This is a genomic window from Metabacillus sp. SLBN-84, assembly GCF_053629595.1.
In genome coordinates, this window is the sequence record NZ_JBRJIP010000001.1 from 1,623,746 (window position 1) to 1,649,873 (window position 26,128).

33 protein-coding genes are annotated in these 26,128 nt (G+C 42.0%); 26 read left to right on the forward strand and 7 right to left on the reverse strand.

The window, feature by feature from the left end:
- Positions 1-64: 64 nt before the first annotated feature.
- Positions 65-1,555, forward strand: a complete 1,491-nt coding sequence (locus tag RKD52_RS08130; RefSeq protein ID WP_454099317.1) for a glycoside hydrolase family 32 protein — start codon at positions 65-67, stop codon at positions 1,553-1,555.
- Positions 1,556-1,566: 11 nt separating this feature from the next.
- Positions 1,567-2,544, forward strand: a complete 978-nt coding sequence (locus RKD52_RS08135; RefSeq protein ID WP_454099318.1) for a carbohydrate kinase family protein — start codon at positions 1,567-1,569, stop codon at positions 2,542-2,544.
- Positions 2,545-2,633: 89 nt separating this feature from the next.
- Here the strand turns inward: RKD52_RS08135 and RKD52_RS08140 are convergent, their stop codons facing one another.
- Together RKD52_RS08140 and RKD52_RS08145 are read right to left on the reverse strand one after the other, a co-directional pair.
- On the reverse strand, positions 2,634-3,422 hold the full coding sequence (locus RKD52_RS08140; protein WP_454099319.1) for a phosphatidylserine decarboxylase: 789 nt from the start codon (positions 3,420-3,422) through the stop codon (positions 2,634-2,636).
- A 2-nt stretch (positions 3,423-3,424) separates the two neighbouring features.
- Complete coding sequence (locus tag RKD52_RS08145; RefSeq protein WP_454099320.1) at positions 3,425-3,973, reverse strand: helix-turn-helix domain-containing protein; 549 nt, start codon at positions 3,971-3,973, stop codon at positions 3,425-3,427.
- A gap of 291 nt (positions 3,974-4,264) precedes the next feature.
- Here RKD52_RS08145 and RKD52_RS08150 point away from each other — a divergent pair, with 291 nt between their 5' ends.
- The 21 genes from RKD52_RS08150 to RKD52_RS08250 all read left to right on the forward strand — a co-directional run bounded on the left by RKD52_RS08150 (position 4,265) and on the right by RKD52_RS08250 (position 18,931).
- Positions 4,265-4,789 carry a tubby C-terminal domain-like protein gene (locus RKD52_RS08150; RefSeq protein WP_454099321.1) on the forward strand — a complete coding sequence of 175 codons (525 nt, stop codon included), beginning with the start codon at positions 4,265-4,267 and terminating at the stop codon, positions 4,787-4,789.
- Positions 4,790-4,930: 141 nt separating this feature from the next.
- The gene (locus tag RKD52_RS08155; RefSeq protein WP_454099322.1) at positions 4,931-5,671 is read left to right on the forward strand and encodes a class I SAM-dependent methyltransferase; all 741 of its coding nucleotides are present in this window, start codon (positions 4,931-4,933) and stop codon (positions 5,669-5,671) included.
- A 198-nt stretch (positions 5,672-5,869) separates the two neighbouring features.
- Positions 5,870-6,130 (forward strand): GNAT family N-acetyltransferase, encoded by a 261-nt coding sequence (locus RKD52_RS08160; protein ID WP_454099323.1) that lies wholly within the window; start codon positions 5,870-5,872, stop codon positions 6,128-6,130.
- Between the two features lie 208 nt (positions 6,131-6,338).
- Entirely contained in the window at positions 6,339-6,986 is a 648-nt protein-coding gene (locus RKD52_RS08165; RefSeq protein ID WP_454099324.1) for a uridine kinase family protein, read from the forward strand.
- Positions 6,987-7,002: 16 nt separating this feature from the next.
- Positions 7,003-7,506 (forward strand): GrpB family protein, encoded by a 504-nt coding sequence (locus RKD52_RS08170; RefSeq protein WP_454099325.1) that lies wholly within the window; start codon positions 7,003-7,005, stop codon positions 7,504-7,506.
- Positions 7,507-7,772: 266 nt separating this feature from the next.
- On the forward strand, positions 7,773-8,327 hold the full coding sequence (locus RKD52_RS08175) for an RNA polymerase sigma factor (protein ID WP_454099326.1): 555 nt from the start codon (positions 7,773-7,775) through the stop codon (positions 8,325-8,327).
- Complete coding sequence (locus RKD52_RS08180) at positions 8,314-9,078, forward strand: hypothetical protein (protein WP_454099327.1); 765 nt, start codon at positions 8,314-8,316, stop codon at positions 9,076-9,078. Before RKD52_RS08175 ends, RKD52_RS08180 begins: the two co-directional genes overlap by 14 nt.
- Positions 9,072-9,944, forward strand: a complete 873-nt coding sequence (locus tag RKD52_RS08185) for an ABC transporter ATP-binding protein (RefSeq protein WP_454099328.1) — start codon at positions 9,072-9,074, stop codon at positions 9,942-9,944. The genes RKD52_RS08180 and RKD52_RS08185 overlap by 7 nt, the downstream gene beginning before the upstream one ends.
- Before the next feature lie 5 nt (positions 9,945-9,949).
- Positions 9,950-11,185, forward strand: a complete 1,236-nt coding sequence (locus RKD52_RS08190; RefSeq protein WP_454099329.1) for a hypothetical protein — start codon at positions 9,950-9,952, stop codon at positions 11,183-11,185.
- A 1-nt stretch (position 11,186) separates the two neighbouring features.
- Positions 11,187-12,326 carry a hypothetical protein gene (locus RKD52_RS08195; RefSeq protein ID WP_454099330.1) on the forward strand — a complete coding sequence of 380 codons (1,140 nt, stop codon included), beginning with the start codon at positions 11,187-11,189 and terminating at the stop codon, positions 12,324-12,326.
- Positions 12,327-12,517: 191 nt separating this feature from the next.
- Positions 12,518-12,919, forward strand: coding sequence for a hypothetical protein (locus RKD52_RS08200; RefSeq protein WP_454099331.1), 402 nt, complete (start codon positions 12,518-12,520; stop codon positions 12,917-12,919).
- A gap of 60 nt (positions 12,920-12,979) precedes the next feature.
- Positions 12,980-13,354, forward strand: coding sequence for a DUF2750 domain-containing protein (locus RKD52_RS08205; protein WP_454099332.1), 375 nt, complete (start codon positions 12,980-12,982; stop codon positions 13,352-13,354).
- Positions 13,355-13,394: 40 nt separating this feature from the next.
- Positions 13,395-14,117: a hypothetical protein gene (locus RKD52_RS08210; protein WP_454099333.1), complete on the forward strand. Its 723-nt coding sequence runs from the start codon at positions 13,395-13,397 to the stop codon at positions 14,115-14,117.
- Between the two features lie 25 nt (positions 14,118-14,142).
- The gene (locus RKD52_RS08215) at positions 14,143-14,607 is read left to right on the forward strand and encodes a hypothetical protein (protein ID WP_454099334.1); all 465 of its coding nucleotides are present in this window, start codon (positions 14,143-14,145) and stop codon (positions 14,605-14,607) included.
- A gap of 183 nt (positions 14,608-14,790) precedes the next feature.
- Positions 14,791-15,240 (forward strand): DUF5063 domain-containing protein, encoded by a 450-nt coding sequence (locus RKD52_RS08220; protein WP_454099335.1) that lies wholly within the window; start codon positions 14,791-14,793, stop codon positions 15,238-15,240.
- A 209-nt stretch (positions 15,241-15,449) separates the two neighbouring features.
- Positions 15,450-15,827 (forward strand): hypothetical protein, encoded by a 378-nt coding sequence (locus tag RKD52_RS08225; RefSeq protein WP_454099336.1) that lies wholly within the window; start codon positions 15,450-15,452, stop codon positions 15,825-15,827.
- A gap of 50 nt (positions 15,828-15,877) precedes the next feature.
- The gene (locus RKD52_RS08230; RefSeq protein ID WP_454099337.1) at positions 15,878-16,411 is read left to right on the forward strand and encodes a ClbS/DfsB family four-helix bundle protein; all 534 of its coding nucleotides are present in this window, start codon (positions 15,878-15,880) and stop codon (positions 16,409-16,411) included.
- Positions 16,412-16,467: 56 nt separating this feature from the next.
- On the forward strand, positions 16,468-16,917 hold the full coding sequence (locus tag RKD52_RS08235) for a GNAT family N-acetyltransferase (protein ID WP_454099338.1): 450 nt from the start codon (positions 16,468-16,470) through the stop codon (positions 16,915-16,917).
- A 12-nt stretch (positions 16,918-16,929) separates the two neighbouring features.
- Positions 16,930-17,787 (forward strand): M23 family metallopeptidase, encoded by an 858-nt coding sequence (locus tag RKD52_RS08240; protein ID WP_454099339.1) that lies wholly within the window; start codon positions 16,930-16,932, stop codon positions 17,785-17,787.
- A gap of 28 nt (positions 17,788-17,815) precedes the next feature.
- Positions 17,816-18,604 (forward strand): class I SAM-dependent methyltransferase, encoded by a 789-nt coding sequence (locus RKD52_RS08245; protein ID WP_454099340.1) that lies wholly within the window; start codon positions 17,816-17,818, stop codon positions 18,602-18,604.
- A gap of 132 nt (positions 18,605-18,736) precedes the next feature.
- The gene (locus RKD52_RS08250; RefSeq protein ID WP_454099341.1) at positions 18,737-18,931 is read left to right on the forward strand and encodes a hypothetical protein; all 195 of its coding nucleotides are present in this window, start codon (positions 18,737-18,739) and stop codon (positions 18,929-18,931) included.
- 263 nt (positions 18,932-19,194) lie between these two features.
- Here the strand turns inward: RKD52_RS08250 and namA are convergent, their stop codons facing one another.
- Positions 19,195-20,211: an NADPH dehydrogenase NamA gene (gene namA / locus RKD52_RS08255; protein ID WP_454099342.1), complete on the reverse strand. Its 1,017-nt coding sequence runs from the start codon at positions 20,209-20,211 to the stop codon at positions 19,195-19,197.
- A 458-nt stretch (positions 20,212-20,669) separates the two neighbouring features.
- On the opposite strand from namA, the gene RKD52_RS08260 reads away from it, so the two are divergent.
- From RKD52_RS08260 to RKD52_RS08270, 3 genes are read left to right on the forward strand one after another with little or no spacing between them, the layout of a single operon-like run.
- Entirely contained in the window at positions 20,670-22,322 is a 1,653-nt protein-coding gene (locus RKD52_RS08260; RefSeq protein WP_454099343.1) for a M20/M25/M40 family metallo-hydrolase, read from the forward strand.
- A complete protein-coding gene (locus tag RKD52_RS08265) occupies positions 22,303-23,067 on the forward strand; it encodes an alpha/beta hydrolase (protein ID WP_454099344.1) in 765 nt (254 codons plus the stop codon). The genes RKD52_RS08260 and RKD52_RS08265 overlap by 20 nt, the downstream gene beginning before the upstream one ends.
- A 14-nt stretch (positions 23,068-23,081) precedes the next feature.
- Complete coding sequence (locus RKD52_RS08270) at positions 23,082-23,519, forward strand: NUDIX domain-containing protein (RefSeq protein ID WP_454099345.1); 438 nt, start codon at positions 23,082-23,084, stop codon at positions 23,517-23,519.
- 24 nt (positions 23,520-23,543) lie between these two features.
- On the opposite strand, the gene RKD52_RS08275 is transcribed toward RKD52_RS08270, so the two are convergent.
- The 4 genes from RKD52_RS08275 to proC form a co-directional block, all read right to left on the reverse strand.
- A complete protein-coding gene (locus RKD52_RS08275; protein ID WP_454099346.1) occupies positions 23,544-24,239 on the reverse strand; it encodes a cobalamin B12-binding domain-containing protein in 696 nt (231 codons plus the stop codon).
- 20 nt (positions 24,240-24,259) lie between these two features.
- On the reverse strand, positions 24,260-24,622 hold the full coding sequence (locus RKD52_RS08280) for a hypothetical protein (RefSeq protein WP_454099347.1): 363 nt from the start codon (positions 24,620-24,622) through the stop codon (positions 24,260-24,262).
- Positions 24,619-24,924 (reverse strand): antibiotic biosynthesis monooxygenase family protein, encoded by a 306-nt coding sequence (locus tag RKD52_RS08285; protein ID WP_454099348.1) that lies wholly within the window; start codon positions 24,922-24,924, stop codon positions 24,619-24,621. The genes RKD52_RS08280 and RKD52_RS08285 overlap by 4 nt, the downstream gene beginning before the upstream one ends.
- Before the next feature lie 75 nt (positions 24,925-24,999).
- Positions 25,000-25,839, reverse strand: a complete 840-nt coding sequence (gene proC, locus RKD52_RS08290; protein ID WP_454099349.1) for a pyrroline-5-carboxylate reductase — start codon at positions 25,837-25,839, stop codon at positions 25,000-25,002.
- Positions 25,840-26,128: the final 289 nt, after the last annotated feature.

Here is a 26,128-nt window from a genome sequence, read left to right on the forward strand (position 1 = left end):
CATTCACGATAAATCGGGGAGAGGAGCACATCCTCTCCTCAAAGCTTTTACAGGAGGGAACAGTATGTCACGCTATACGGAACCAAAGTACAGAACTATTTTTGAAGCAAAGGAAAACGAACTCGGGCAATTAAAAAAGAAATCTGCAGATTCCGGCTGGAAGCCTGCCTTTCATATTCATCCACAGTACGGATTAATCAATGACCCGAACGGCTTAGCTTATTTTAACGGAGAATTTCATGTGTTTTATCAATGGTATCCTTTTGGAGCCATGCACGGGATGAAACATTGGGCACACGTAAAGTCGGCAGACCTGATAAACTGGGAGCGTCTTCCTGTCGCAATTGTTCCGGTTGAGGATTACGAATCACACGGGGCTTATTCAGGTGCATCACTTGAAGTGGATGGCAGGCTTTACTTGTATTACACGGGAAATATTAAGTACGGGCCGGAGGAAAGATCGGCTAATCAGTGCCTTGCTGTCATGGAAAAGGATGGTTCCATTCACAAGTACGAGCACAACCCGATTATTAAAGGAGTACCTGAAGGGTATACGGGGCATGTACGCGATCCTAAAGTATTCAAACGCGGCAATAAATTTTATATGCTTCTTGGCGCCCAAAGATCAGATCAGACGGGAGCCGTTATTGTCTATGATTCGGATAATGCCGTTGACTGGTCCTTTAAAGGGGAGCTTACAATTGAGGCTGATCTGCCTGAAACGGTATATATGCTCGAATGCCCGGATTACTTTGAACTTGACGGCCGCGATGTTCTGATTGTTTCCCCTCAAGGGCTTAAGGCTGACGGTCATGATTACCAAAATCTTTATAATGTGATGTATATGATTGGACATCTTGACCTTGAAGCATTGACGTTTAAGGTCACCCATTATCAGGAAGTCGAAAAGGGCTTTGATTTCTATGCTCCCCAAACGTTTGAGGGCAAAAATGGCGAGCGTCTGCTTCTTGCCTGGGCTGGAATGGGGGAGATGGATTACCCCAGCGATCGAGAGTCATGGGCGCATTGTCTGACGATTCCGCGTGAGCTTTCGATTGAGAACGTAAAATTAATTCAGCAGCCAGCTGAAGCAGTGGAGCAATTGAGAAGAAATACGGTGTCTGATTGTTTCACTTTAGACAGAGACAGCCGGGAAATTGAGAATGAATCAGTTCAATATGAACTCGAAATGGAATTCTCTGAAATGCATGGAGAGCATATTCGTTTAGAACTTTTCTCATCAGAAACAGAAGGATTGGTGCTGACTATTGACAGAACCAGTCAGACGGTAAGCTTAAACCGTGAGAAATTCAACGAATCATTTGGCGGTGATTACGGCTTTATTCGAAGTGCGGAACTGGGCGCAGCTGATGTGGTTAAAGCCCGGATATTTGCGGATCGAAGCATAGTCGAAATTTTTCTTAATGACGGTGAAACTGTGTTCACATCGCGCGTCTTCCCGGACAGTCAATCTAACGGCATCAGAGTGTTCAGTGACGGCAGTCTGACTGTAACCTATGCAAAACATGAGTTGTTACGTGGAATTTCTATTTAGGAGGCATGATAATGGGTGAACTATTTTCGATTGGTGAAGTATTAATTGATTTCATTCCTCAGGAGCGCGGTGCATCTCTTAAAGAAGTGGTTACCTTCGAGAGGGCCCCGGGAGGCGCTCCTGCCAACGTAGCAGCTGCAGTTGCAAAATACGGAGGAGAAGCCTCGATGATTACCCAGGTCGGAGCGGATGCTTTTGGTGATTATCTGATCGATGAGCTCGAAAAAGCAGGAGTAAAAACAGATAAAATACAAAGAACAAACAAAGCCAATACGGGACTTGCCTTTGTATCCTTAACTGAAAACGGTGAGCGGGAATTTTCTTTTTACCGTAATCCCTCAGCCGATCTGCTGTTTTCACCAGAAGATATAAGAGATGAGTGGTTTTCAGCAGGTGACGTTCTTCATTTCTGTTCGGTCGATCTGATTGACAGTCCAATGAAGCTGGCCCATAAAAGGGCAATAGAACGTATGAAGAATCATGGCGGATTAATCAGTTTCGATCCCAATGTCAGACTGCCCCTTTGGGAACGTCCTGAAGATTGCCGTGCAGCCATCCTGGAATTTCTTCCTTCGGCGCATCTTGTGAAAATTTCAGACGAAGAGCTGGAATTTATAACAGGAATCCGCGACACAGATGAGGCCGTACAATCTGTTTTTACGGGTGATGTACAGGCTGTTGTATACACAAAAGGTGCTGATGGTGCAGATCTTTACATGAAGAATGGACGTAAATGGGAGACCGGCTCATACAAGGTGAACGTTCAGGATACGACAGGTGCCGGAGATGCATTTATTGGCGGCTTCTTGTACAAGCTGCTGGGAGCAGGCGCAACTCCGGACAATCTTGAAACCATTCTGCAGAAAGAATACCTTGAAATTCTTCAGTTTGCCCATGCCAGCGGCGCACTTACGGCTGCAGGCAAGGGGGCAATTTCCGCTCTTCCATCTAAGACGGAAATCATGGCGCTGATTGAAAAGAATAAATAAAGCAACCAAAAAAGCAGCCGTCCGGCTGCTTTTTGATTGTACCGGCTCTAAATAACCGGATATTCTAAGATTATATCCTGAATGTGAAATTACAGCACGTCACCGGCAGACTGCCACTTGCCAATTTCCTCACCCATTTTCACTGGTCCCGTCTTTCCGGTAAAATTCAAACGTCCTTTTGGAACACAGATCACAACAGTTGAACCGAATGAGAAGTAGCCAAACGGGTCGCCGCGGCGAACATTGGGCTGATGATTGGTTCTTTCAATAGAGTTAACATTCAGAGCACCGACCATCACTTGTGCAAATGGAGCTCCGTCCACGCTGAATTTCGTCACTAAACGGTAATTTCTCGTCAAAGGGCGGAGTCCGTATTTTAATCCGATTGTATTAACGGGCGCTGCTTCTTTCCCCAATGTATATACTTCTTCGACCTTTGCATCCATTGGAACATGAACCCGGTGGTAGTCAGTGGGACTTAAATAAAAGATCAGCACTTGTCCGCCTGAATATACCTCGGCTTCGCTTTTAGACCCAAGCAGCTCTTCCACTGTATATTCCTGTCCTTTCACAACGAACCTGCTTTCAGGCGTCAGGTGGTCAACAACCGATAAGACACTGTCACTTGGACTGACGAACGAATCCTGTCCTTCTGCAATCGGACGGACATCCGGTTTTAATTCACGGGTGAAAAGATCATGAAGAGATTCGTAGTCCTGCAGACTTTTGCCTGCTTCCTGCATATTTAATTTATACAGTCTTGAAAATGAACCTGTGAAAGGTTTACTTGCTTTAGATTGCGCAAACCTTTTGAGTAATTTTGCAGCGGCTGGATGGCCGTTTAATTCAAACACTTTACGATAAAATCGGGTTAACATTGTCAGTCAGCACTTCCTTTGATAGTCTTGGGCTCCGGTAAAAGCATTTGAATCAGAGTAACCTTCTCGTTCTCCGGGGAAGGTTTATTGGATAGAAAACGGCTGAGGAGTTCATTCATGCTTTTAGATAAATCCTCAACTTCCTCCTTTGTCAGGTGGAGATCTACTTGACTGTATCCAAATGGATCATTGGACAAGTCAGGATCGGCTAGCAGATAGCTTTTGGCCTGGCCGGTCACGTTGGATAAAAAGGTCATAAACATGTTCAGGTGGTCTTCGCCGGACATACTTGTCAGCTCTTCCAAAGACACCACTGGGTTTTGTTTTTCAATCGCATACGTCCGCTCAACGGCGCCTCTTATTTTCCGTTCTTCTTTTACAAAAATAATCTTATTTTCCTTCAGAATATTTAAATGGCGGTAAAGAGTTGCCTGGGGAATATCGGAGAGCCATTCCTTCAGCTGACTCACAGTTGCATCATTCCTGGAAAGCTGCTGAATAATTTGTATTCGGACCGGATGCAGGATTAAATCCATCTTGGCCTTAGTCACTGTTCTCACCCTTCATTGTTATTGTTATTAGTAATGATAATAATAGAAAGCTGAGAGATTGTCAAACATCTTTTAGATTAATGGCTAACATAATGAGGAAGTACTGTTATAGATTTGGATAATTATGCTAAAGTAGAGTGAGAACTGTTAAAAAAGGCTGTATGCTGATAGTGGATGCCTGAGAAATGATGGATCTAACCAATATGAAAACCAGTTTACGTTCTGCTTGTCAAGATAAGCAAAACGTTTTAGCACCTTCTTAAAAGTACACTATCTAAACCTGGAGGAAAGATGCAGAGTTTTACTTATCACCCGCCAAAAGTCAAAAATTCAACTAAAATAGTTAACGTAAAAGATAGTAATGGTGAAATCGTATGCAGCTTTAAACGGACATATAATAACATGTTCAGAAGAATGGCTGATATCTTTTTAGATCATAATTTTTTTGTGCAGTTCGATGTATTTACAGAAAGCGGAGAACCAAAATACCAGGGGAATAAGGTGCCGCTATGGGGAAGAACACAGTATAAAATAGTTAATTTAGATAATCAGGAGGAATATAATGTATCGTACAGTAGTTGGCAAACAATATCTCCCGAATTGCTAATTAAATGCACATCTGGTGATGAATTCACTGTAAAGAAAGAGTTAATGGATTGGGCAAAAGTTTACTGTGATGGTAAGGAAGCTGCAAGGTGGAAAATGAAAACAACGGAACTCTTTAAAACTTATTTGGAAATTGAAGAACATTCTCCTATAAAGGAACCTGAATTCTTCATATGTCTTTTCCAATGTATTTTTTATATCGGAGATTAATGAACCTAACCCTTCAAAGTCTATGAATACTTTTACTCAATAAATGGGTGATTTTTTTCACTTTGACTTTCCCTGTATATTATTTGAATTTAGCAGAGCCTAAATGATTAAAGTAGAACCGTAAACACAGGAGGGATACAAGTGGAGTTCAGAGGAGCCAGTGCCTATAATCAGCAGGATTTTTTTGAACAGTACATGAGCAGAAGGAACAGACACGACAGTCCCAATAATGCCATTGAAAGTCCTATCATTCATGAATTAATCGGGGATATTAGGGACAAAAATATTTTGGATTTAGGGTGTGGCGATGCCAGGTTTGGTAATGAGCTTTTACACCATGGGGCTAAACACTACACAGGTGTAGAAGGTTCGGAGCAAATGGCTGAAGCAGCGCGATCCAATCTGATTGGACAAAACGGAACTATTATCTGCGAAGCGATTGAATCACAAAGTTTTCCTGAAGAAACGTTTGATCTTGTAACGTCCCGGTTTGTCCTGCATTACATCTCGGATCTTCGCAAGCTATTTCAAGATATCCATCAAACACTTAAAGAAAACGGCAAATTCGTCTTCAGCGTACAGCATCCGCTTACAACTTCTGCTTTTGCAAGTAAAGAGCATGGGGATAAACGCGGCAGCTGGCTTGTTGATGACTATTTCCTTGAAGGAGAAAGAAAAGAACCGTGGATTAACCAAACTGTCGTAAAGTATCACCGGACAATCGAACATTATTTTTCAGCACTTAGACGGGCTGGTTTTATAGTGCTGGATCTGAGTGAAGGCACTCCTAAAAGGGAGCATTTCAGCAGTGAAGAAGAATTTTTAAGAAGGCGGCGGATTCCGGTAGTCTTGGTTTTTTCTTGTGTAAAAGATAATGGATGATAGGAAGATGAACATAAGATTAGTTTCTAGACAAGACTTGAAGCAAGTTTTGCATATGTACAATCAAGTTACAGCCGACTTGCACAAAAAGGGAATAAACCAATGGGAGTAACCCTGGTGTGCAGAAAAGCTTTTAAGCAAAATTAAGAACCATGAAATGTACGTACTAGTAGATGACTCAATGGTAATTGGTGCCTTTTGTATAGAAGAAATCAATCATATTCTGCCAGTATCTATTTAAGTCAACTAGCTATTCTGCCTGCACATCAGGGAAAAGGGATTGCCTTATACATCACAGAATTTGCTTGTTCTTACGCCATGTCAGTAAAGAAAAAGATTTATTTGGACTGCTGGGCGGGAAATGAAAAACTGAAAAATTTCTATTTGAAAGCTGGCTTTGATTTTCAGGGCGATTTGCCTGAAGGGGACTATTCGATCAGCATTTTCACGTTCGGCTAATGGTTTTCAACATTTACTGGAAGGTGTGTGTCATGAAGCATTTTATAGATGATTTTGCTGGAGCAATCTCTGATTTCCTTAAGAGTATCTTTAAAAGTATCTGTTACTTTTTAGCGGGAATGCTGATCGTCGGCATACCTCTTTATGGAATTGTATTTTTTATTCGTTTTTTTTATTAGATTAAGCGCGTTACTGAAGGGTTGAAGGTATGAATCATTTAACAGAGAGCATCATAAATTGGACTGCAAACTCAAATAAAAGAATTGTAATAGGCATTTCAGGCCATGGAGCCGCTGGAAAAACAACCTTCGCAGATAAACTCCTGGATGCACTGAAGAAAGAAGATACCAATTACCTGAATACGGATCCATACATAATTAGTTCAGGTGTTAGAAAGCATGCACGGATTGAATACAGCTATGGGAATGAAAATCATGCCTATAAAATGACAGCCTGCCACCCGGACGCTCATCATCTGCCTTCATTGGAAAGAGATGTACAAATGATCAGGCAGGGAGTGGATTTCCTTACAATCGATGCTCCTTATTCAAAAAGTTTGTTGATTGATTCAAAGAAAAGGATATCTATTGTTGAGGGTATGGCTGTTGCTTTCACGAACCCGGTACTCTATGATTTAAACATCTATTTTTATACGGATGACGAAACAGAACTCGCCAGAAGAATGAACCGGGATGTTCTTGAACGTGGAACGAATAAAAAGTACTTGCTCTTTTCCCATAATCAGCGCCGGATACAGTACAAGTTGTTTATGCATCCTTACAGCGAGCGGTTTGATATTATAATCAAATCTTCAGACCAAGGGGAAGTCATAGAGAAAAATAGTTTTGAGTTTTAAGGATAGGAGATGCAACATGCTCGGATTACCCAAAGGTGAAGTTTTCTTAGTACCGTGGACGAACAAATGGATAACTGAATTTGAAACAGAAAAGCAGCGCATTCAAGCTTTGATTGGTCCATACGTCCATCGCGTTCATCATATTGGAAGTACAGCCATCGAAGGCCTTTGTGCAAAGCCAATCATTGACATAGCTATAGAAATACATGATTTCTCAGACGGAGAAAAGTGTGCACCCGCACTAGAGAAAATAGGTTACTCCTACAGGGGCACAAACGTTTTACCGGAAAGGCATTACTTCAATAAAGGAGAACCGAGAACACATCAGATCCATATGTACGAAACAGGTAATAGATACTTGGCAGAACAGCTCAGATTCAGAGATTGCTTGAGAAGGAACGAGCAGCACAGACAGGAATATGAACAGCTGAAGCTTGCATTAGCAAGCTCAAATTCGAATGATAAACATAAATATGCAGATGAAAAAACGGAATTTGTTAAGGCGATTCTAGAAATGTAGAATCGGTATTTCTCCTGAGCAAATTTTTAAAAAAAGACATGAGAGGCCAAATCATTCGAAATCAGTGTCAAATTAAGTCTTAATCTTACTGATTATGCTAAAAGATTCTGGAAAAATATGAATTAGATAGATAAAATGAAAAATGCAGGAAGAAAACGGATATGTTTTCTGCCTGCATTTTTTATGATGAAAAATAAAATTTTTAAAACTATTTATAGTGGCTTTACGAATATACAGGTGAACGATGAAAGTGATGTGATGCAGCGGTGGATTTTGAGGGCAGATGGATTAGGAAGATACAGCAGCATGCCCATGAAGAAAGTGCCAATAAATTGATCAAGAAATACTACAAAGAAATGTTCGCGTTTGTGTACAGACAATTTTTTGACGAACAAATGGCACAGGATTTGACACAGGAAATTTTTATCCGCGCGCTGCAGTCCATTTCGCATTTTGATGGAAACAAAGCTTCATTTCGCACATGGCTTTATCGAATTGCGTCTAATCATTGCATTGATTATTTCCGCTCGAGATCGTATCAGGCTGGCCAGCAAACGGTATATGTAGAGGAAATTGAAATGGAAGGGTCAGACAGTGTTGTAGAGCAGCTCTCTACAAAAGAGGACATACAGCTTGTGAATGAACTGCTCCAAAGATTTGATGTGAAAGATCAGCAAATTGTCCGCTTTAAATTGTTTTTAGAACTGACATTTCATGAGATTGCAGGGCTGCTGGTTCTGTCTGAATCAACGGTGAAAACAAAGTATTATGCCATTTTAAAGAAGCTGAGAAAGGAGATTGAGAATCATGGCAACGGATAAGAGTAAATGGTCAATTCCCTATCCTTCTGATGAAGACATCAATAAACAGGTAGCACTGATTGTAAAACAGGGTCTCCCGAAAAAACAAAATTTAATACTTTCAATTGCTGAAATAAGACGTCAAATGGGCTGGCAGTATCTTTTCATTAATCGGGGTGAGGCATTATTCAGCGGCTGTTTAATGATTATTGTATTGGCATATTTGTTTTTAGTAAGTAATGAAGCTGCTAATCAAGCACCTGACTTTTATGGAATGCTTTTTATTCTGTCTCCATTGTCTTTTCTAAGCTTCATGGCATATGGCTACTATCACAAGAAAGTAAATGACACTTTTGAATTAGAGATGACCATGAAATATACGGTCTATCAACTGTTAGTTGTTAGAATGCTTGTGTTCAGCAGCATGGCTATCTTTGTTAACATTACAGTTGTTTTCATTCTGTCCTATAAAGTGGATCTCAATGTCCTGCGTGGAATCCTGGTGTCAATGACCGGTTTGTTTGTCTTTTCAGCCGGGCTGCTGTTCGTTTTAAGATCAGGACATTTCTTGAAACGCAGTGTTTTATTTATAGCCGCATGGGTCCTGGTCAATACAGTTTTATTTCTTTTATCAGGGAAAGAGTATGGAGCGGTGCTCAATACTCTGCCAATGATCTCTTATGGCGTTATTCTGCTGGTGAGCTTCTGGATCTATCTGATTTCTTTGAAACACGTATTTAATCGAAGACACGAGGAGGCTTTGGCATGTTAGAGCTAAAGGATTTAGGAAAACGATATGGTGATTTTACAGCGCTTAATGCCGTTCATTTAACATTTGATCAGGGTATTTTCGGATTGCTGTCGCCAAATGGCGCCGGTAAGACGACGTTGATTAAAATGCTGGTTACCCTTATTCAGCCCACAAGCGGAACCATCCTGTATAAGGGTGAGTCAATTGAATCGCTTGGAGAGTCTTACCGCGAGCTAATAGGCTACTTGCCGCAGCAATTCGGTTATTACAAACACAAGACACCAAAACAATACCTGACGTATTTAGCAGCGCTAAAAGGAATGGATAGAAAATCTGCAGGACAGCGCATCGACGAAGTACTTGAGATGGTGGCACTTTCAGAAGTGAAAAATAAAAAAATGAAGAAATTTTCAGGCGGAATGATACAGCGTGTCGGTATTGCGCAAGCATTGCTGAACGATCCGAAGATTCTTATCCTCGATGAGCCGACAGCAGGGTTAGATCCGAAAGAACGTGCGCGTTTTCGTCATTTATTATCTGAATTGGCCCGAAACCGCATCATCATTATTTCCACACACATTGTATCGGATATTGAATCCATCGCAAATGAAATCATCATGATTAAAAATAAAGAGCTGCTGCATAAGGCTTCTGTTTCGGAGATTTGTGAAACCCTTGCTGGAAAAGTGTTTGAGACGTCCATGTCATTTGATGATTTTTCATCATTCCGAAAAACATATTTAACCCTGCAGGAAAAGCAGGAGCATGGGGCAATGCTGGTCAGATTTGTTGCAGATGAACAGGCTGACCCGGCGTGGAAACCGGTTCATCCGCAACTGGAAGATGTCTTTTTGGTTGAATATGCAAATGAAAGCACGGGCGGGTAATCAACATGCAAATCACCTGGATGGAAATGAAAAAAGCGTTATGTTCACCCGTCATCCTTTGTTTGCTGGGGTTATTTATTTCGTTTAATCTCTTTACCATTTACAGTGGCGCTGACTATAAGGCTGAGTTAAAGGTTGTAAATCATATTGTAGAAGAATACGGACTGACTTTTGATGATTCCATTTTGAACACGATGCAGGAACATGTAAATGAAGATGTACGTAAAGTTGATTCTAGCTATCAAGATGCCGATGCATTCTTAAAAGCTATGACGTTTGAACAATACTCAATGGCGAGTAAAGAAGAGCAGCAGGAAATCGACCGTATCGGTCTGATGCAGATGTACATAGGGCTGGGGAAAAGTCTGGACGGACGCTATTCGGAACTTGACGCCGGTCAAATGCGAGACTCGATGGTTAAAGGGCTTAGTTTAAGCGGGATAACACAAAAAGCCGTAACGGCTGAATATAAAAAGCTGGATACGCGTCTTGAGAAAATGAAGGAAAACGCAGAATATAAGCAGTGGTTTTTTGCCGGGGATTATCGCATGCATACTGAATTATTTCGAAACCTATTGAAAAATACGGCTCTTGAGGGTGTCATGCTCGTTGTGCTGCTGACAGCGCTTATCGCAAATTACGAGTTTGAAAATTGCTCGCAGTTAGTTGCGTATACGACAAAAAGAGGACGGCACTTAATCTGGAATAAGCTTGCGGCAAGTCTGCTGAGCACGTTGCTTTTGATCGTTCCATTATTCGGTATAAGCCTACTGGCATACTTTCAATTTTATGATTATTCGGGGCTTTGGCATTCGCTGATTAGCAGCGGTCTGAACTGGGAATACAAATTTCCGTATATTACACGGTGGCCAATAGAGTTTCACCATTATTTATGGATGGCAATTGCCATTCTATCATTCATATTGATAATCGTGTCTTTACTGACTTTTGCATTAAGCATAGTTATAAAAAATAGCTATATGACATGGATCGTCATGATTTTGCTGCTGGTCAGTATGTTTGTGATCCCGTCTTTTTTTGCCGGAATGCCACTGGTTCTGATTTTGATGAATTTCAATTTGACGCTGTTATTGGTAAACCCTCATATGTATTTTTCTGGAGTTTCCAGCTTAACGATGTTTGAGCACTATGAAATCGTTACATTAACAAGCTGGTTTGCGGCAGGCGTTGTTTTCAGCACTCTGGCGATGAGGCGTTTTTATAGAAAGGATATCGTTTAATATGCAATTATTCTGGATGGAAATGAAAAAAATCTTTTCCTGGAAAATCATCACTCTCCTTCTATTTGCAAATGCAGTTTTGTATTTCCTGCTCTTTGAATTTCATATTCAGTATTTTCCGAATGGACGCCCTGCACTTGACCATTTCACCTTAGAGCAGCAGATCATTCCAAAGTATGGGCCAGATGTGAATGAGCGGGAATTTGCAGACTTTGTTAAGCAATACGAAAAGAAAGTGGAGGACGCTGATACATACTTGCAGAATGACCCAAAAGCGAAAGCCACAGGGCTTACGTCTTTTGAAGCTTTTGAAAATGCAGATGACAACAATCAAAAACAAATGGACTATCACGATTTAGTCTTCTTTGAACGGAATGAAGACCTCTTCTGGGAGCTGCAGGCTATGGAATACACCATAAATGAGCTTTACAAATACCGGACTGCCTCTTTGGAATTAAAAAAAGAGGGAACAACTGGTGCTCTGAAGAAGCATATTGAAGAGATCATGCGTGATGAAAAGTATTCATTCTATACGAGTACAGTATTAGATAACTTTATAAACGTAAAAAAGAATATGGCGATTATCCTTTTCATTAGCATAGCAATCTTACTTTCTCCCATCTTTTTGAGAGATAAACTGACAGCTGTGGAACTGCTTCAATACAGTTCGAAAAAAGGGAGAGAAATCTACAAAACGAAGTGGCTGGCCGGATTAGCAAGTTCAGTATTGCTTACAACGCTTTTACTAGGTGTTTACTTGTCCATTTACGCTGCAAATCAAACAGCGTCACATTTTGACTTGCCTTTATATGCAATGAACAACCTTTACTCATGGTATGACCTTACGTTTTGGCAGTATATCATATTGTCAGTGCTCGCCATATTTTTAGTTTCTATCCTGCTCGGTATTTTAACAATGACGATTTCAACGATTGTGTCTCATACAATCGGACTTATCGGCGTGCAAATCGTGACTGTTTTTGTGATGATAGCTGTAGTGACAAGGTTTTTGATTGGTGACATAGTGAGTCTTAGGCAGCCGATTTGGTTGGTGCCGTTAGGGTATGTACTGTTTTTTGGAGCGGTGATTGTCTTCATGTTGGCTATATGGAAGAGAGAGATGAAGAGGGATATAGTGTAAGTGTTTGATTTAGAGGCACATATCTTATGGATGTATAGTAGAAAGGACGGTTACTGTAAATGGTAATCGTTTTTTATTTTGCGTCATAATAAGTAAATTACAGGAAACAAAAGACTTTTTGTCGAATTTAGTTGCTGATGATTTATAGAATTAGGTTTATGCTGTTTGCTCATTTCGAGGTGACTATAAAAATGAAAATGTATATTTTTATTGCAGCTTTCTTTGTCATATTCCTACTGGAAGGTTGTACCAATCGTGAAGTTATGTTTAAAGACCTCTTTGATAGTGATCCTAAACGAATTCATAAAATTACAATCACCAATGGTGCAAACGGTGAACGGAGAGCATTAAATTCATCTAGAGAAGTAAACGATTTTTTCAATGAGTTAGAGAATGTCACTTTTAAAAAAAGTGACACAGACAAAGGTGAAATTTCTGGATTCCTTTATGCTGCCGCTTTTTATGAAAAGGGGAGTGATGAACCTTTCTTCACTATGTCAACAAATCTAGTCAATGAACATGTTTATGAACCTAATAAAAATCTGGATGATTTGTTTCATAGGCATTTTATGAACGGAGAAGTTGAAGACTGATTTTAAAAAGGTAAGCTCCAATCCATAATACAGAGGGAATATAAGTAAGGGATGATCAAAATGCATAATGATGAAATTAACACCGTATCGAAGCTTCCAGCTAATGTCAGATATGAGTATTTTATAAAAAAAGTCACTGATTATGAAGAGGTCTGGAGTTTGTTCAACGATGGCTGGGCCACTTCAAGGGATGAAGATGGGAACTTATTCATTCCGTTTTTCCCCAAAAAGGAATTCGCAGAAATCAGTGCTGAAAAAGAGTGGGCATCGTATAAAGCAAGATCAATCAGCTTAGATGATTTTATCGAGAAGTGGCTAACAGGTATGAAAAAGGATGGCATTATACCATCTATATTCCCCTCAGAAAACGATAGGGTAGCTGTAAGTATAGATGTATTGTTTAAGGATCTTGAAACGGAATTGGAAAACTATTAAGTAAGCGGGAAATAAAAATTTTCCGGGGTGAAACATGCTGTTGAGAGAAATTGATTTAGATTTGCCTTTTACTGAAAATGAAGGTTTCATCCAGCATCTTATTCTTAACGAGGGGATGGAAAAGCAAGCGGCCATTGAATGTGACTATGATACAAACTGGAAGAAAAAGCGGATGGTGTTTCGAAACGAAATGCGCTGCATAGCAGCAATGTATATGAGAATCTTGGGAAGATTTGAAACACTGGAAACCAAGAAGATCATAATAAACTGTGTGCAGGCATGCAAACAGGAATTACCTATTATCACGGTAGATGGTTTTTCAGAAGTAGAAGTAGAAGCAGATCTATCAGGCTACTTCTCCCTAAAAAAAGAACAAAAGAAAAAGGTTCTTTTGGAAAAATTGCATGAAGGGATGCTGAAAACTGCTCTACATTATCATTGGCAGTCGGAACGTTTCGATTATGTTTACTTGAAAATGGTGGAAGATCAACTCGATAATGTGTACATATGGACAAAAAAATCTTCCCCGAGCAGAAAATATCAGGCTGAAATTCACTGCAGGCACGAACTGGATGTTTTCGAGATTTCCCTGACAATCATATCCAAAGGCGATTCCCGTGTGGTAAAAAAGGAAGTGCTGATACAAGAGGTGCCGAATGAATTTTTGTTTGTTCCTCATTTGGGAAGGTTGAGTTGGGTGTCTGAATCTGAGCTGTGTTTTTTCAATCGTAGTGGTTCACGAAAGATAGCTGTGAAAATTTAGTGCATATATGCAAAGGAGAACAAAGATGAAATTTTTCACCGATGAGGTTAACAACTTCGACGGGTATATCAAACAATTGGAGCAACTGAGACCTCGGCTGTCTGAAAATGTATTTGCGTTTTTAATGGGCGATACTTTTCATGACGCTCATATATATTCAATTCAAGTAAGAAATGGCTTTAATCCATATAAGGGAGATGAAGAGAAGGATCCCACTAGTATAGAAGCTCATGTCCTTCACGCAGACGGAGAGCGGTATCTAATTAAGTGGACCGGAGTAAGCCGGTTTCTTATGGACTTTGATATTACCAGAAATACATATATAGATAGTGATGAAATTGTATGCGATGGACAAAGAGGATTGGATGACTGGATAGTAGATGAGGTAACCGCTTATGATGATGCATATCTTTCGCACGAAATTGTGCTTGCATCAGATGCCAGGCTAATCATTCGATTTTTATCTCTAGAAATTGACAAGGCCAGTTAATTCATTCATATAATCCGTCCTATTTGTATCCGTCTCGTTTGGGTATAAATATTGTCTTTTCGTTATTATTCTTTTTCACTCTTTTCGTCTCTTTCCTGATTTAGCCTGGACAAACTGAATACTGGTCAAATTAGTAGTAAATGTCAAATGGAATTTTCAAACACTCAGGATAGGAGAATGTATGTGAATGAAACGGAAGCATTTCTAAATACGGCATCAGAATACTGCCATCTGATAGAAAATTTCACCTTATCCTCGGAGTCAGAAAAGGCCATCACTCTGCTCAGAACGATTTCATCATTGTATGCAGCAGCACTAAGACTTCCCGAAGCGGACCATGGAGAAGAGGAGATTGCGGTGTTTGAGTTTGCTTTGCCAGATATCCATCTTGGAGATATGGCCAATTATTGGGCCTTGTTTGATCCATACACGGATGAAGAACCTGTTGCATGCAGTTTAAATGATGATCTTCAAGATATTTACAGAGATATAAAGGGAGGTATTCTGCTGTTTCAAAACGATAAAAGGCCGGAAGCAACATGGCATTGGAAATTCACCTTTGAGTCTCATTGGGGTCAGCATGCATTGCAGGCTATGCGTGCGCTGCATGGGGCAGTAGGGACAGAACGATAAGTGGTCAACAGCAAAACTCATGCAGAGGTACCAGGCACTGGAACTACTGAACTTGGTGAATTCGAAGATGCACAGACTGGAATGACAGTTCCAAATACATGCAATATCAGGTGAAGATAAGGCATATTTCAAGGTTCATCACGTTGGTAATTAATACTTTGATAAGAATGGGCAGTTTCCTTCAAGGGGTTAGAGGTGTTTTGATAAAAATGTTAACAAACAAAATCAATGAAATTTTAGAAGAATATGATTTTACTGACAGTATAATAACTGATATGAGATGGGAGAAGAGTTTATTAGATTTTTCAATAACGATTGATTATAATTTTAAGCTTCCAAAAAATGAAATGAAAACTAAAGATTTAAAATTAATTTTTAAAAACTGTACTACTTTAAATTTAAATTTGGCTAGAAACTTATTTGATCATATTGAACCTAATCAAACAAATTTTTATAGTTGGTTTACGATAGTGAAATATCACTTTATAGAACAAGATAAAGATTACAAAATTGAATTATATACATACGAGTTTGCTATACCATCTATTTCAATAACATGTCACTCTATAGAATTACATAGATATTAATAAATTTCTCCAAAGTGAATGTATATTTTGAGGGAAATGAGGAGATTAGTATGACTTCGATAAGTGAAAAAGATATTCTATTGTTAAATAGCGACACGTATTTTAGTAAATTGATTGAAATCATTGAGTCTGTTCCCAGCAGAAAAAGAACGATCTCTATTAATACTCAAGAGCGAGACAAAAATTTTCGCGATGTATTGATGCATCTTTATGAATGGCATGCCATGCTTGAGAGATGGTACCGGGAAGGTATGAATGGGGATCAGCCTTTTATGCCGGCACCAGGTTATAAGTGGAGCAGCATAAAACTTCTCAACATGAAAATCTGGGAAGGGTATCAGGATGTAACGCTTAATCAAGCCGTTAAGAAAGTAAGGTTAAGCCATGGGAGAGTAATGGACTTAATCAACTTACATACAAATGAAGAAATCATGACAAAAAAATACTATAAGTGGACAAAAACAAGTAATCTTTACAGCTATTTCGAAGCAAACACGTCCAGTCATTACATTTGGGCAATAAAAAAATGCGAAGTTATTGCAACTTGTATTCAAGAACGGGAAATGGAAAGGTCTGTAAAGTGATTGTTCATGGGTTCCAACGTTAAAGGAGATTATTAAACTAATAAAGGGGCAGAAACATGAAAAGAATTCTTGCTGCAGACATTGCAGACTTAGATAGGTTAGTAGACATAGACAGTGAGGTTATTGGCAACGCAAGCAGGCGGGGAATGATCAAACGTGCTATCGAGAATGGGCAGTGCCTTCTTGCAAAAGAAGAAGAGGAGATTGCGGGGTTCCTCATTCATGATACCAGCTTTTTTGAGTGTGCGTTTATCTCCCTTGTTATTGTGGCCCCGTCCAAGAGGCGAAGGGGATTTGCAAGTTTGCTCATGGATGAGATGGTAAAGTCATCCGCAACAGAGAAGGTTTTTTCTTCAACGAATCAATCGAATGCAGATATGCATAAAGTCTTCCTTTCAAATGGGTTCATTGAAAGCGGCATTGTGGAGAATTTGGATGATGGAGATCCGGAAGTGATTTATTTTAAATCTAAGCCGTTATCTTCAGATTGCCAGATTGTAAAATAAGGGGGATTTTTCATGAAAGTTGTGCCTGAACATTTTGGGAGATTGTTTTTGGACGGGGAGTTTGCAGCTGTCTATTCTCAGACAACGGAAGAATTTAAAGAAATAGCCACACTTGAGGAATTTATTGATCTTGGAGAATCATTTAATGAAGGTGTTGAAGCGTATCACCTTGAAATTAGCACGAGTTTGCACAAAGACATGACCCAGTATGTATGGCTGGACAATTTAAAGAAAAAGGCAATCATTGTTTTTTTCGATAAAGATCATCGAATTCACGGGCTGCGCCTGGCTCCGTTCATATCTTTTCCTGAAAGCGATATGCAGTTTACACAGAATACCTACTGTATGCCGATTCAAGCAGAATGGTTTGTATTTTGGGGCGGGACGAATGAATTTATCAATTATCACTACGCCTATGAAAATCAAAGGTATGCATATGACCTTGTGATGATGAGAGACGGACAAACGTATCGGAATTCTCCTGACAGTCTCCAACATTATTACGCATTCAATCAAGAGGTAACAGCACCTGCAGATGGGAGAGTCGTGAAAGTAATTGACGGCTTTCCAGATAATCCGATTGGTGAACGTAATGAAGACCAGCCTGAAGGAAACTGCGTCATCATTGAACATGAAAATCAGGAATACAGTATGCTTGCCCACTTGAAAGCAGATTCCGTTTCAGTAGCTGAGGGGGAATGTATCAAGCAGGGAGACTTGGTGGGTCTTTGTGGGAATTCAGGCAATTCAACCGAGCCCCATATTCATTTTCAAGTAATGGACTCCCCGGATTACACGACAGGCAGATCCATTCGTATTCGTTTTCAGGACGAGGGTGATCCGGTTCAGGGAGATTTTGTGGGGAATTAAAACATTTTACGACAATAAGGAGACCTTCATGCAAGAAATGAATCCGCACAACAACTTCGAAGAGTACGACGAACCAGCTCTCTATGACGGGGAAAACGATTCTTATACAAGCGACATTCCATTATTGTTGAAATGGGCATCGCTGAAAAAAGGAGCAATAATCGATATTGCCTGCGGTACAGGGAGAGCCACTATTCCTTTAGCAAGGCAAGGTCATCGCGTAACTGGAGTGGACGTACATAAAGGAATGCTGGTCGAGGCAAGGAAAAAGTCTTCGGACCTAGGTCTTGAAATCAATTGGGTTCAGCAGGACTGTATGGATTTGAACCTTGAAACCACAGCGGATCTCATCTATACCGTTGGAAACTCTTTTCAGCATTTTCTTACCAACGAAGAACAGGATAAGCTATTGGCTTCAGTCAGCCGGCATTTAGATCCTGATGGCATCTTTATTTTTGGAACCAGATTCCCGGGGCCAGAAGAGCTGATTTCAACGACGACGGAGGAATTTTGGAAAACTTATGAGGATGAAGTAAGTAAGCTGCAAGTAGACGTTTATTGTCTATCCTCTTATGATGCGATCACCCAAATCCAGCATAATACAACAATAAGAAAGTATAAGAATGCCGCGGGAGAAGTTGTGAAAGAGAAAAAGACAGCAATCTCCCTGCGCTATGTGTTCCCAAGGGAAATGGAGAGGCTGCTGACCATGAACGGGTTCAAGATTTTAAGCGTGTATGGGGATTGGCATGAAAATCCTTTGACAGGCCGAAGTAAAGAAATGGTATATGTTTGTCAAAAAGCAGGGGGGCAATAAGCCAGTCCCTGCTTTTTAAAATGGACAAATTATCTCAACGGGTCTGTTTTTTTCTCATAAGAGTCTCTCTTATTTACATATACTGCTGATAATGCCCTTATGATTAACTGGCCAGTCAGGAAAACAAAACCCGTGAATACGATAGCAAATTCCACTCCAAAAGGATTAAACCATGAGGGGTTCGGGGGAGTTAAAAATCTCATCCCTAATCCTGCAGATAAAAGAATTGAAATTAGGTTTGCCAGCAAAAAATACAAAAGACTGATAGTTCTTGATAATGCTCCTGTAAGTACTGTTAGTAACAGCAGCAAGATTATAAATAGATAAGCATTGCTTGCATCTTTTTCGAATTGCATGATTTCAAAGTAATGAAATAAGTAAGGTACCGGAATGAGTACGAGTATATACCATAAATACTTTATAATAATACCTCCTAATCGAATGTAAACTCAGTTTATCATTCATTTAACCATTGTCATATCCTTTTGGGGGTTGCTAAAGCTTCGTTCATAACGAACGGTGTTTTTTTAAATACAAAAAAACACCGCCAAAAGCGGTGCTGAATTGAATTTCTTTCATTGCAAAAAGGCTTACCACCCGCGCGCATACTGCTTAGGCGCTTCAATCTCAACGCCAAGTTCAGCTGCTGCAGTCCGCGGCCAGTATGGGTCACGGAGCAGGGCACGTGCAATGAAGATAAGGTCTGCGCGGCCGTTGCCAAGGATCTCTTCAGCCTGTGTTCCGGTTGTGATCAGGCCTACAGCTCCAGTATCGATGCCGGCACCTTCGCGGATGCGCTCTGCAAATTTCACCTGGTAGCCGGGGAAGACTTTGATGTCTGCCGGAACAAGGGCACCTGAGCTGACATCAATCAGATCGACTCCCTGTTCTTTCATCCATGAGCAGTAATCCACGTAATCTTCTACGTTAAGTCCTTCAGGATTGTAGTCTGTTGCAGAGACCCTTACAAACAGCGGTCCGTCCCAGACTTCCTTGACAGCATCGATGATTTCTTTCAGGAAGCGGTAGCGGTTTTCTTTGGTGCCGCCGTATTCGTCTGTCCGCTTGTTGGAAAGCGGCGAGAGGAACTGGTTGATTAAGTATCCGTGTGCGCCGTGAAGCTCGATGATATCAAATCCCGCTTTTTTCGCACGGATTGCTCCGTCTTTAAAAGCTTGAATGGTTTCTTTGATTTTTTCTGTTGTCATCTCGACAGGTGTTTTGCTTTTTTCATTAAATGCAAGGGCGGATGGTGAGACAATCTCGCCATCAAGGACCGCTTTTCTTCCGGCGTGTGCAAGCTGGATTGCCGTTTTGGCGCCATTTTCTTTCATGCCGTCAACTAATTTTTTCAGGCCTTCGATATGGTCATCGCTCCAAATGCCAAGATCCTGCGGAGAGATTCTGCCCTGAGGCGTAACAGATGTCGCTTCAATCATGATCAGCCCCGTACCGCCGATGGCGCGGCTAATGTAATGGGTCATATGAAAATCCTCGACCATTCCGCCTTCGCGGTGTGATGAGTACATGCACATCGGAGACATGACGATCCGGTTTTTAAGTGTGACGTTTTTTACGGTGTATGGTGTAAATAAGTGATTCTTCATGTTAATTGCCTCCCTGAGTGAAATTCAATAAAAAAAGTATATCAGCTTTGCGGTAAGACTTCATGTAAGTTGCCTGACGATGGAGCATTGAGTGAATGCATCCCTATAATCAGGAGCGCTGAAGATATAGGGTAACAAAAAGGAAAAATGCATCCTTATTATCAGGGGCGCCGAAAATATGGGGTAGCAAAAAGTAATAATGCTATCCCATAAATGCGAGTTCTGAAAATATGGGGTAACAAAAAGTGAAAATGCTATCCCATAATCGCGAGCACCAAAAATATAGGGTGCCAAAAAGCGAAAATGCATCCCTATAATCAGAAGCTCAAAAAAATATAGGATACCAAAACTGCAAACCCACTCCTCCAAATCCTCTCCCCATAACCAAAATGACCCTCTTTTAAAAATTGTGAAAATTCTTTAGAATAGAGTCAGCATCTATTTTAGGAGGTCTCATCATGACAGCAAAATGGCAATCGAAAGAGCAGCTGACAGAGCTTTTAACAGGACTAGTGAATCTTGCGAGCATCACGGGATCAAAGGATGAGATCGCCCTTGCCCAGCATCTTTATTATGTGCTGAATGATTTTCCTTATTTCAAAGAACATCCGGATCATGTGAAACTGCATCCGCTTGAAGACGGCCGCTATTTTCTGACGGCTCTTGTTAAAAGTAAGAAAGAAACAGAAGATACGGTGATCCTGATGAGCCATTTTGATGTGGTGGATGTGAAGGATTACGGCCATCTTGAGCATCTTGCTTTCCGGCCGCACGAGCTGACAAAGGAACTTGCGAACTCGGCGAATCTTCTCCCGCAGCCGGTGAAAGAGGATCTTGAAACAGGCGACTGGCTGTTTGGCAGGGGAACGATGGATATGAAGGCAGGACTGACGGTTCAGCTCGGCATGCTTGAGCAGGCTATGAACGGTGAGTTTGAAGGAAATTTACTCTTGCTGACGGTTCCTGATGAAGAAGTAAATTCAGCAGGGATGCTCGGGGCTGTGCCTGTTCTTCAAAAGCTGAAACAAAAGCACGGTCTTTCCTACACGGCCTGCGTCAATTCAGAGCCGATGTTTTCGAGGTATCCAAATGATGAGAATTTTTATGTTTACAGCGGGTCGATCGGAAAAGTGCTTGCGGGATTTTACTGCAGCGGGGTGGAAACCCATGTAGGGGAGCCCTTTTCTGGACTGAACGCGAACTTAATCATTTCCGAGCTGAACAGGCTGCTTGAGCTGAATGAAAACTATTCGGAAAAGGCCGGCGGAGAAGTGACGCCGCCGCCGATGAACCTTATGCAAAAGGATCTCAAAGAGGAGTATTCGGTGCAGATTCCGCATGAAGCCGTTTCGCTGTTTAACATCTTAACGATGAAACGCAGCATGCTTGAATTGCACGGGATGCTTATGAATACCGCCTCTGCCGCAGCGCGCAGAGTGGAGAAGTTTTATGATGAAAAAGCCAGTCATTACAGCAAGTCTGTCGGCTACACGCCTGCATCCTACCGGGTAACGGTCATGTCTTATGACGAACTGCTTGCCTACGCCATTCAAAAGGTCGGCGAGGAAGAAGTCAACAGGCACATAGGGTACTTGAAAGCCAACCGTGGTGATCTTGATGACCGTCATTTTACGAATAAGATCGTTTCCGGTCTGTCTGGATTGTGCAAGGAGCTTGCTCCTTTAATTGTTGTGTTCTACAGTCCGCCGTTTTATCCGTCTGTTTCATCAAAAGAGGACGCGTTTATCCAGGAGGTACTGTCGGATGTGCAAAGCTATGCCGGCAGCAAATTCGGAATCTCTCTTGTGAATCAGGAGTACTTTGCGGGCCTGTCGGATCTGAGCTTTCTACAGCTGCGTGACAGTGAGGAGTCGATCCGCGAGCTTACGGCCAATATGCCGATCTACGGGGATCACTATAAGCTGCCGCTGGATGAAATAAAAGCGCTGAACATTCCTGTTTTAAACGTCGGTCCTTACGGAAAGGATCCGCACAAGTGGACAGAGCGCCTTCATCTGCCGTACTCCTTTGAAACGTGTCCGGAGCTTCTGAACTATACTTTGAAACAAATCTTTAAAAAAGCAGACAGTGATGAACTGCATCAGGCTTGAGCTGAAAAATTCGAGGGGACTTACCCTCATCGGCCATTTATATGAAGCAGCTTCCCGCAGACTTGTCATCATGTGCCACGGGTTTACGTCGGACAAGTCATCGCGTGGCCGGTTCGACCGGTTTGCCGCTGTCTTCCAGTCGCTCGGATGGAACGTGCTTGCCTTTGATTTCAGCGGCTGCGGCGAGAGTGATGACGATACGCTGACAATGGCAAAAGAAAAGGATGATCTTCAGTCGGTTATTGAATACGCAAAACAACGCGGCTTTCATTCGATTGTCCTTTATGGCCACAGCCTCGGAAGCAGAATCTGCCTGATGGGTTATTCAAACGAAGTGTGCACGATGATTCTGACTGGTGCGTCAACAGGCCCCCACACGTACGACTGGAATGACCACTTCACAGTTGAGCAAATGAGAGAGCTGCATGAAACAGGAGTTATTACAGAGCACCTTTCGTCAGGTCCGCGGAAAAAAATCATCATCGATCAGCAGATGCTGCTTGATTTTGAACAGGGGAATCAGGAGGAGCTGCTGGCGGCCGTTGCCTGTCCGGTTCTGATCATACACGGGAATGCGGACGAAGAAGAAAGAACGCTTTTAGAGACGTCTAAGAGGGGAATGAAGTGGCTGCCCCAAGGCTCAAAACTTGAGGTGATTGATGGAGCTTCGCACAGTTTTATGGAGCATCTTGATGAAGTAGAAAAGCTTGCTGTAGAGTGGCTATGCAGTCAGATAGACGGGTGAGGGAGAAGAACAGAATGTTCATCGTAAACGCAGAAGGAGCCGTTTTTAAAGAAAACAAATGGCTCATCATTGAACGCAGTATGAGGGAAGAGCACGCCCCAGGGCTGCTTTCCCTGCCAGGCGGAAAAGCCGAAAAAGAAGGCGCTGCAATGGATATACTCGAAAAGACGGTCAAACGGGAAGTGGAAGAGGAGACAGGTGTTGTGGTTAAGGATGAAGTCCAATATGTTCATAGTGCATCGTTCGAGTCAGATGACGGCTTTCCTGTCGTGAACATCGTGTTTTTATGCGAATATAAAAGCGGGACGGCCCATCCGAAAAGCGAGGAGGAAGTTTCGGCTGTTGCCTGGATGACGGCGGAGGAAATTTTTGCTCATTCGAATGCACCTGTGTGGCTGAAAACCAGTATCCGTCTTGCAGAACGCAAAAAAGCGGCAGGCGTCATCCTTTAACGGGATGGCGTCCGGCCGCTTTTTTTAATATCGGGTCAGACTTTCATTTGCTTTTACAGTAAGCAAAGAAGATCTGCCGCTGTTTTTAATCAGACTGTGTCTCTTCAGCCAGTTGTCCACCGATTTCAGGTCGTACATGATTTCTGTGTTTCCAGAGCTGTAAGGACTGATATCATACTGTCCGACAATTCGTCCGCCAAGCAGGATCGCCGGGTGGTTAGGAAGGGAAGATAGGGCATCAATGTATTTTTTGACGTTCGGAAGATGATATACGATAGATACTGAAAGGCAAATCACTTCCGGTTTCCAGAGTTCTGCTTTCTTAATGGCGTACTCCAGCGGAAGATTTGGTCCTAAGTAATGGGTTTCCCAGCCCTGCTGATCAAACAGGCTGTTGACCATCTTCAGTCCGAGATAATGCTGCTCGCCTTCCACGCAAAGCAGCATGGCCTTGTTTCTGTTTTCTGACTCGGGATACTGTTCCGGTGGATACAGGGTTGAAAGGATAAAATCGCACACAACACTTGCAAGGTGTTCATCTGCAACCGTAATCTCATTATTTTCCCATAAGTCCCCGACATGCTGCATGGCGGGGGTAAACAACTCTTCAAACAGTTGGATCCGTGACAGGTGACTGTGGTCCTTAACCAGCTGAACAGCGGCTGTTTCATTGCCGTCAAGCAGCAGGTTTGCAAACTCAAAAGCTGCTGAACTCTTCATACAGAGCACCCCATTTCTCTTTATTTCTCGTTCATTAGTGCATCTGTGCCGGCTTTAAGGTAAGCCAGGTAGGCAGACACTCTCTCCTGATCCTGAATCTCCATTTCAAGGAGCACTTCTTTCAAGTAATCATAGTTATCAATCAAATGCTGCGTCTTCATGCCGTGTTTGACAAGAATGCCGTTCAGCCAGATGGCATAGTCCGCAAACACCTGGGCATTTTCCAGGTCATAGGCGGTTTGAAGGTGCTTAAGATGATGATGATTATCTTCTCTGCATTTCTCTTTGCCTTTTTCTCCGAATCTCTCAAGAAGGGACGGCTCATTTTGATAGATTTTCTCGGTTGCTTCATATACAATCTGATCCGCAGGGAAAAAGCTCATCGCGCGACCACCTTGTATTGTTTTACCTTTGGAATGACAGCAGCGAGTTCCTGATCCGGATACTTCTTTTCAAGGTCATGAATCTTTTTGAAATCCTCGCTTTTGACCCAGTTCATGTAATCTTCTTTTCTTTCAAATAGCAGCTGCACGGTTAATTCTCCCGGCCGCTTATCATTTTGCAGAAGCAGAAAATCAACAAATCCGTCTGCTTCATCTACCATTCTTGAACGGTTCTGATATATGGAAATGACTTCTTCGGCCTTTGCATCCGGCACATCGAAGGTCGAAAAAACTGTATACATGCAACCACCTGTCTGTAAATGTGACGTTCCTTTTTAACTTCAACAAGGCTGAGATATTTCCTGCACCTTATCTTGTCAAGTATGCTCTTTTTGAGCGTTTTTTGCAAACAATTCACCCATTTCGGCAGAGCGTTCCGTCGCTGTTTTCACACATTCTCTTAATGCTTTTTTAACGGCATAGTGCTCAAGCCTTGCAATGCCGGCCTCTGTCGTGCCCCCAGGACTTGTTACTTCTTTTCTGAGAAGTTCCGGCTGTTTTCCTGAATGCAGGAGCATTTCGGCCGCTCCGAGGAGAGTCTGGGCAATAAGTGCTTTTGCCGTGTGTGCTTCAATGCCATTATCGGCTGCAGCTGCTTCCAGTGCCTCTGCTAAGTAATAGATGTAGGCAGGTCCGCTCCCTGAAAGGCCTGTAACCGCATCGAGCTGGTTTTCTGAAACGTGCACGACCGTACCGATCGCGCGGAACAGTTCGGATGCTGCATCCAGTTCCGCCTGGCTGACTTCCGGTGTGCAGGCAAGGGCGGTAGCCGATTTCCGGATGGCAGCTGATGTATTTGGCATAGCCCTGATTACGGACAGTTTTTTTCCGAAAAGCTCCTGGATCGTTTCCGTAGAAATTCCCGCAAGGACAGAAATAATTAATTGGCTGCCTGTCACATGCTCCCGTATGCTTTCAATCCCTGCTCTGACATCTTTCGGCTTCATGGCAAGAATGATGATATCGGCATGTTTGACAGCTTCGCGCTTGTCTCTTGTGACTGAGACTCCGTAGGACTCTTTTAAAAATGAAAGGCGTTCATCATTTGAATGGTTCGTGACAACTAGTTGGCCAGGGAGGCAGACACCGTCGCTGATTAACCCGTTGATGATGGCTTCGGCTATAGCTCCTGCACCTGTAAATGCGATGTTTTTCATCTTTTTCCTCCTGGAATTTTTTTCAAAATAAAAACCGCCTCGTCCAGTAAAAAAAGGACGAAACGGTTTCCGCGGTACCACCTTCATTGAGCGACGTGAATCACTCCAGCTTATGCTCCCGTATCGAGGGGCAGCGTCAGGTTTGCCTGAAAGCTCACAGGGCAGGTTCGACTGGCAAGAGGATGATGAAACCTTTCAGCCGGCGGGTTTCATTCTCTGTTCATCATTGCGGATCTACTATTCCTGTTCACAGCTCATTACGTTATTTATTTTGCAGCATTCGCGCGTT

Coding starts and splice junctions, on each gene's coding strand:
- RKD52_RS08260 (WP_454099343.1), top strand. CDS start 20,670: ATGACAGCAAAATGGCAATCGAAAGAGCAGCTGACAGAGCTTTTAACA.
- RKD52_RS08180 (WP_454099327.1), top strand. CDS start 8,314: ATGGCAACGGATAAGAGTAAATGGTCAATTCCCTATCCTTCTGATGAA.
- RKD52_RS08240 (WP_454099339.1), top strand. CDS start 16,930: ATGAAAGTTGTGCCTGAACATTTTGGGAGATTGTTTTTGGACGGGGAG.
- RKD52_RS08225 (WP_454099336.1), top strand. CDS start 15,450: ATGTTAACAAACAAAATCAATGAAATTTTAGAAGAATATGATTTTACT.
- RKD52_RS08135 (WP_454099318.1), top strand. CDS start 1,567: ATGGGTGAACTATTTTCGATTGGTGAAGTATTAATTGATTTCATTCCT.
- RKD52_RS08280 (WP_454099347.1), bottom strand. CDS start 24,622: ATGAGCTTTTTCCCTGCGGATCAGATTGTATATGAAGCAACCGAGAAA.
- RKD52_RS08140 (WP_454099319.1), bottom strand. CDS start 3,422: ATGTTAACCCGATTTTATCGTAAAGTGTTTGAATTAAACGGCCATCCA.
- RKD52_RS08245 (WP_454099340.1), top strand. CDS start 17,816: ATGCAAGAAATGAATCCGCACAACAACTTCGAAGAGTACGACGAACCA.
- RKD52_RS08270 (WP_454099345.1), top strand. CDS start 23,082: ATGTTCATCGTAAACGCAGAAGGAGCCGTTTTTAAAGAAAACAAATGG.
- RKD52_RS08230 (WP_454099337.1), top strand. CDS start 15,878: ATGACTTCGATAAGTGAAAAAGATATTCTATTGTTAAATAGCGACACG.
- RKD52_RS08235 (WP_454099338.1), top strand. CDS start 16,468: ATGAAAAGAATTCTTGCTGCAGACATTGCAGACTTAGATAGGTTAGTA.
- RKD52_RS08190 (WP_454099329.1), top strand. CDS start 9,950: ATGCAAATCACCTGGATGGAAATGAAAAAAGCGTTATGTTCACCCGTC.
- RKD52_RS08275 (WP_454099346.1), bottom strand. CDS start 24,239: ATGAAGAGTTCAGCAGCTTTTGAGTTTGCAAACCTGCTGCTTGACGGC.
- RKD52_RS08130 (WP_454099317.1), top strand. CDS start 65: ATGTCACGCTATACGGAACCAAAGTACAGAACTATTTTTGAAGCAAAG.
- RKD52_RS08265 (WP_454099344.1), top strand. CDS start 22,303: ATGAACTGCATCAGGCTTGAGCTGAAAAATTCGAGGGGACTTACCCTC.
- RKD52_RS08165 (WP_454099324.1), top strand. CDS start 6,339: ATGAATCATTTAACAGAGAGCATCATAAATTGGACTGCAAACTCAAAT.
- RKD52_RS08150 (WP_454099321.1), top strand. CDS start 4,265: ATGCAGAGTTTTACTTATCACCCGCCAAAAGTCAAAAATTCAACTAAA.
- RKD52_RS08200 (WP_454099331.1), top strand. CDS start 12,518: ATGAAAATGTATATTTTTATTGCAGCTTTCTTTGTCATATTCCTACTG.
- RKD52_RS08285 (WP_454099348.1), bottom strand. CDS start 24,924: ATGTATACAGTTTTTTCGACCTTCGATGTGCCGGATGCAAAGGCCGAA.
- RKD52_RS08185 (WP_454099328.1), top strand. CDS start 9,072: ATGTTAGAGCTAAAGGATTTAGGAAAACGATATGGTGATTTTACAGCG.
- RKD52_RS08195 (WP_454099330.1), top strand. CDS start 11,187: ATGCAATTATTCTGGATGGAAATGAAAAAAATCTTTTCCTGGAAAATC.
- proC (WP_454099349.1), bottom strand. CDS start 25,839: ATGAAAAACATCGCATTTACAGGTGCAGGAGCTATAGCCGAAGCCATC.
- namA (WP_454099342.1), bottom strand. CDS start 20,211: ATGAAGAATCACTTATTTACACCATACACCGTAAAAAACGTCACACTT.
- RKD52_RS08215 (WP_454099334.1), top strand. CDS start 14,143: ATGAAATTTTTCACCGATGAGGTTAACAACTTCGACGGGTATATCAAA.
- RKD52_RS08205 (WP_454099332.1), top strand. CDS start 12,980: ATGCATAATGATGAAATTAACACCGTATCGAAGCTTCCAGCTAATGTC.
- RKD52_RS08170 (WP_454099325.1), top strand. CDS start 7,003: ATGCTCGGATTACCCAAAGGTGAAGTTTTCTTAGTACCGTGGACGAAC.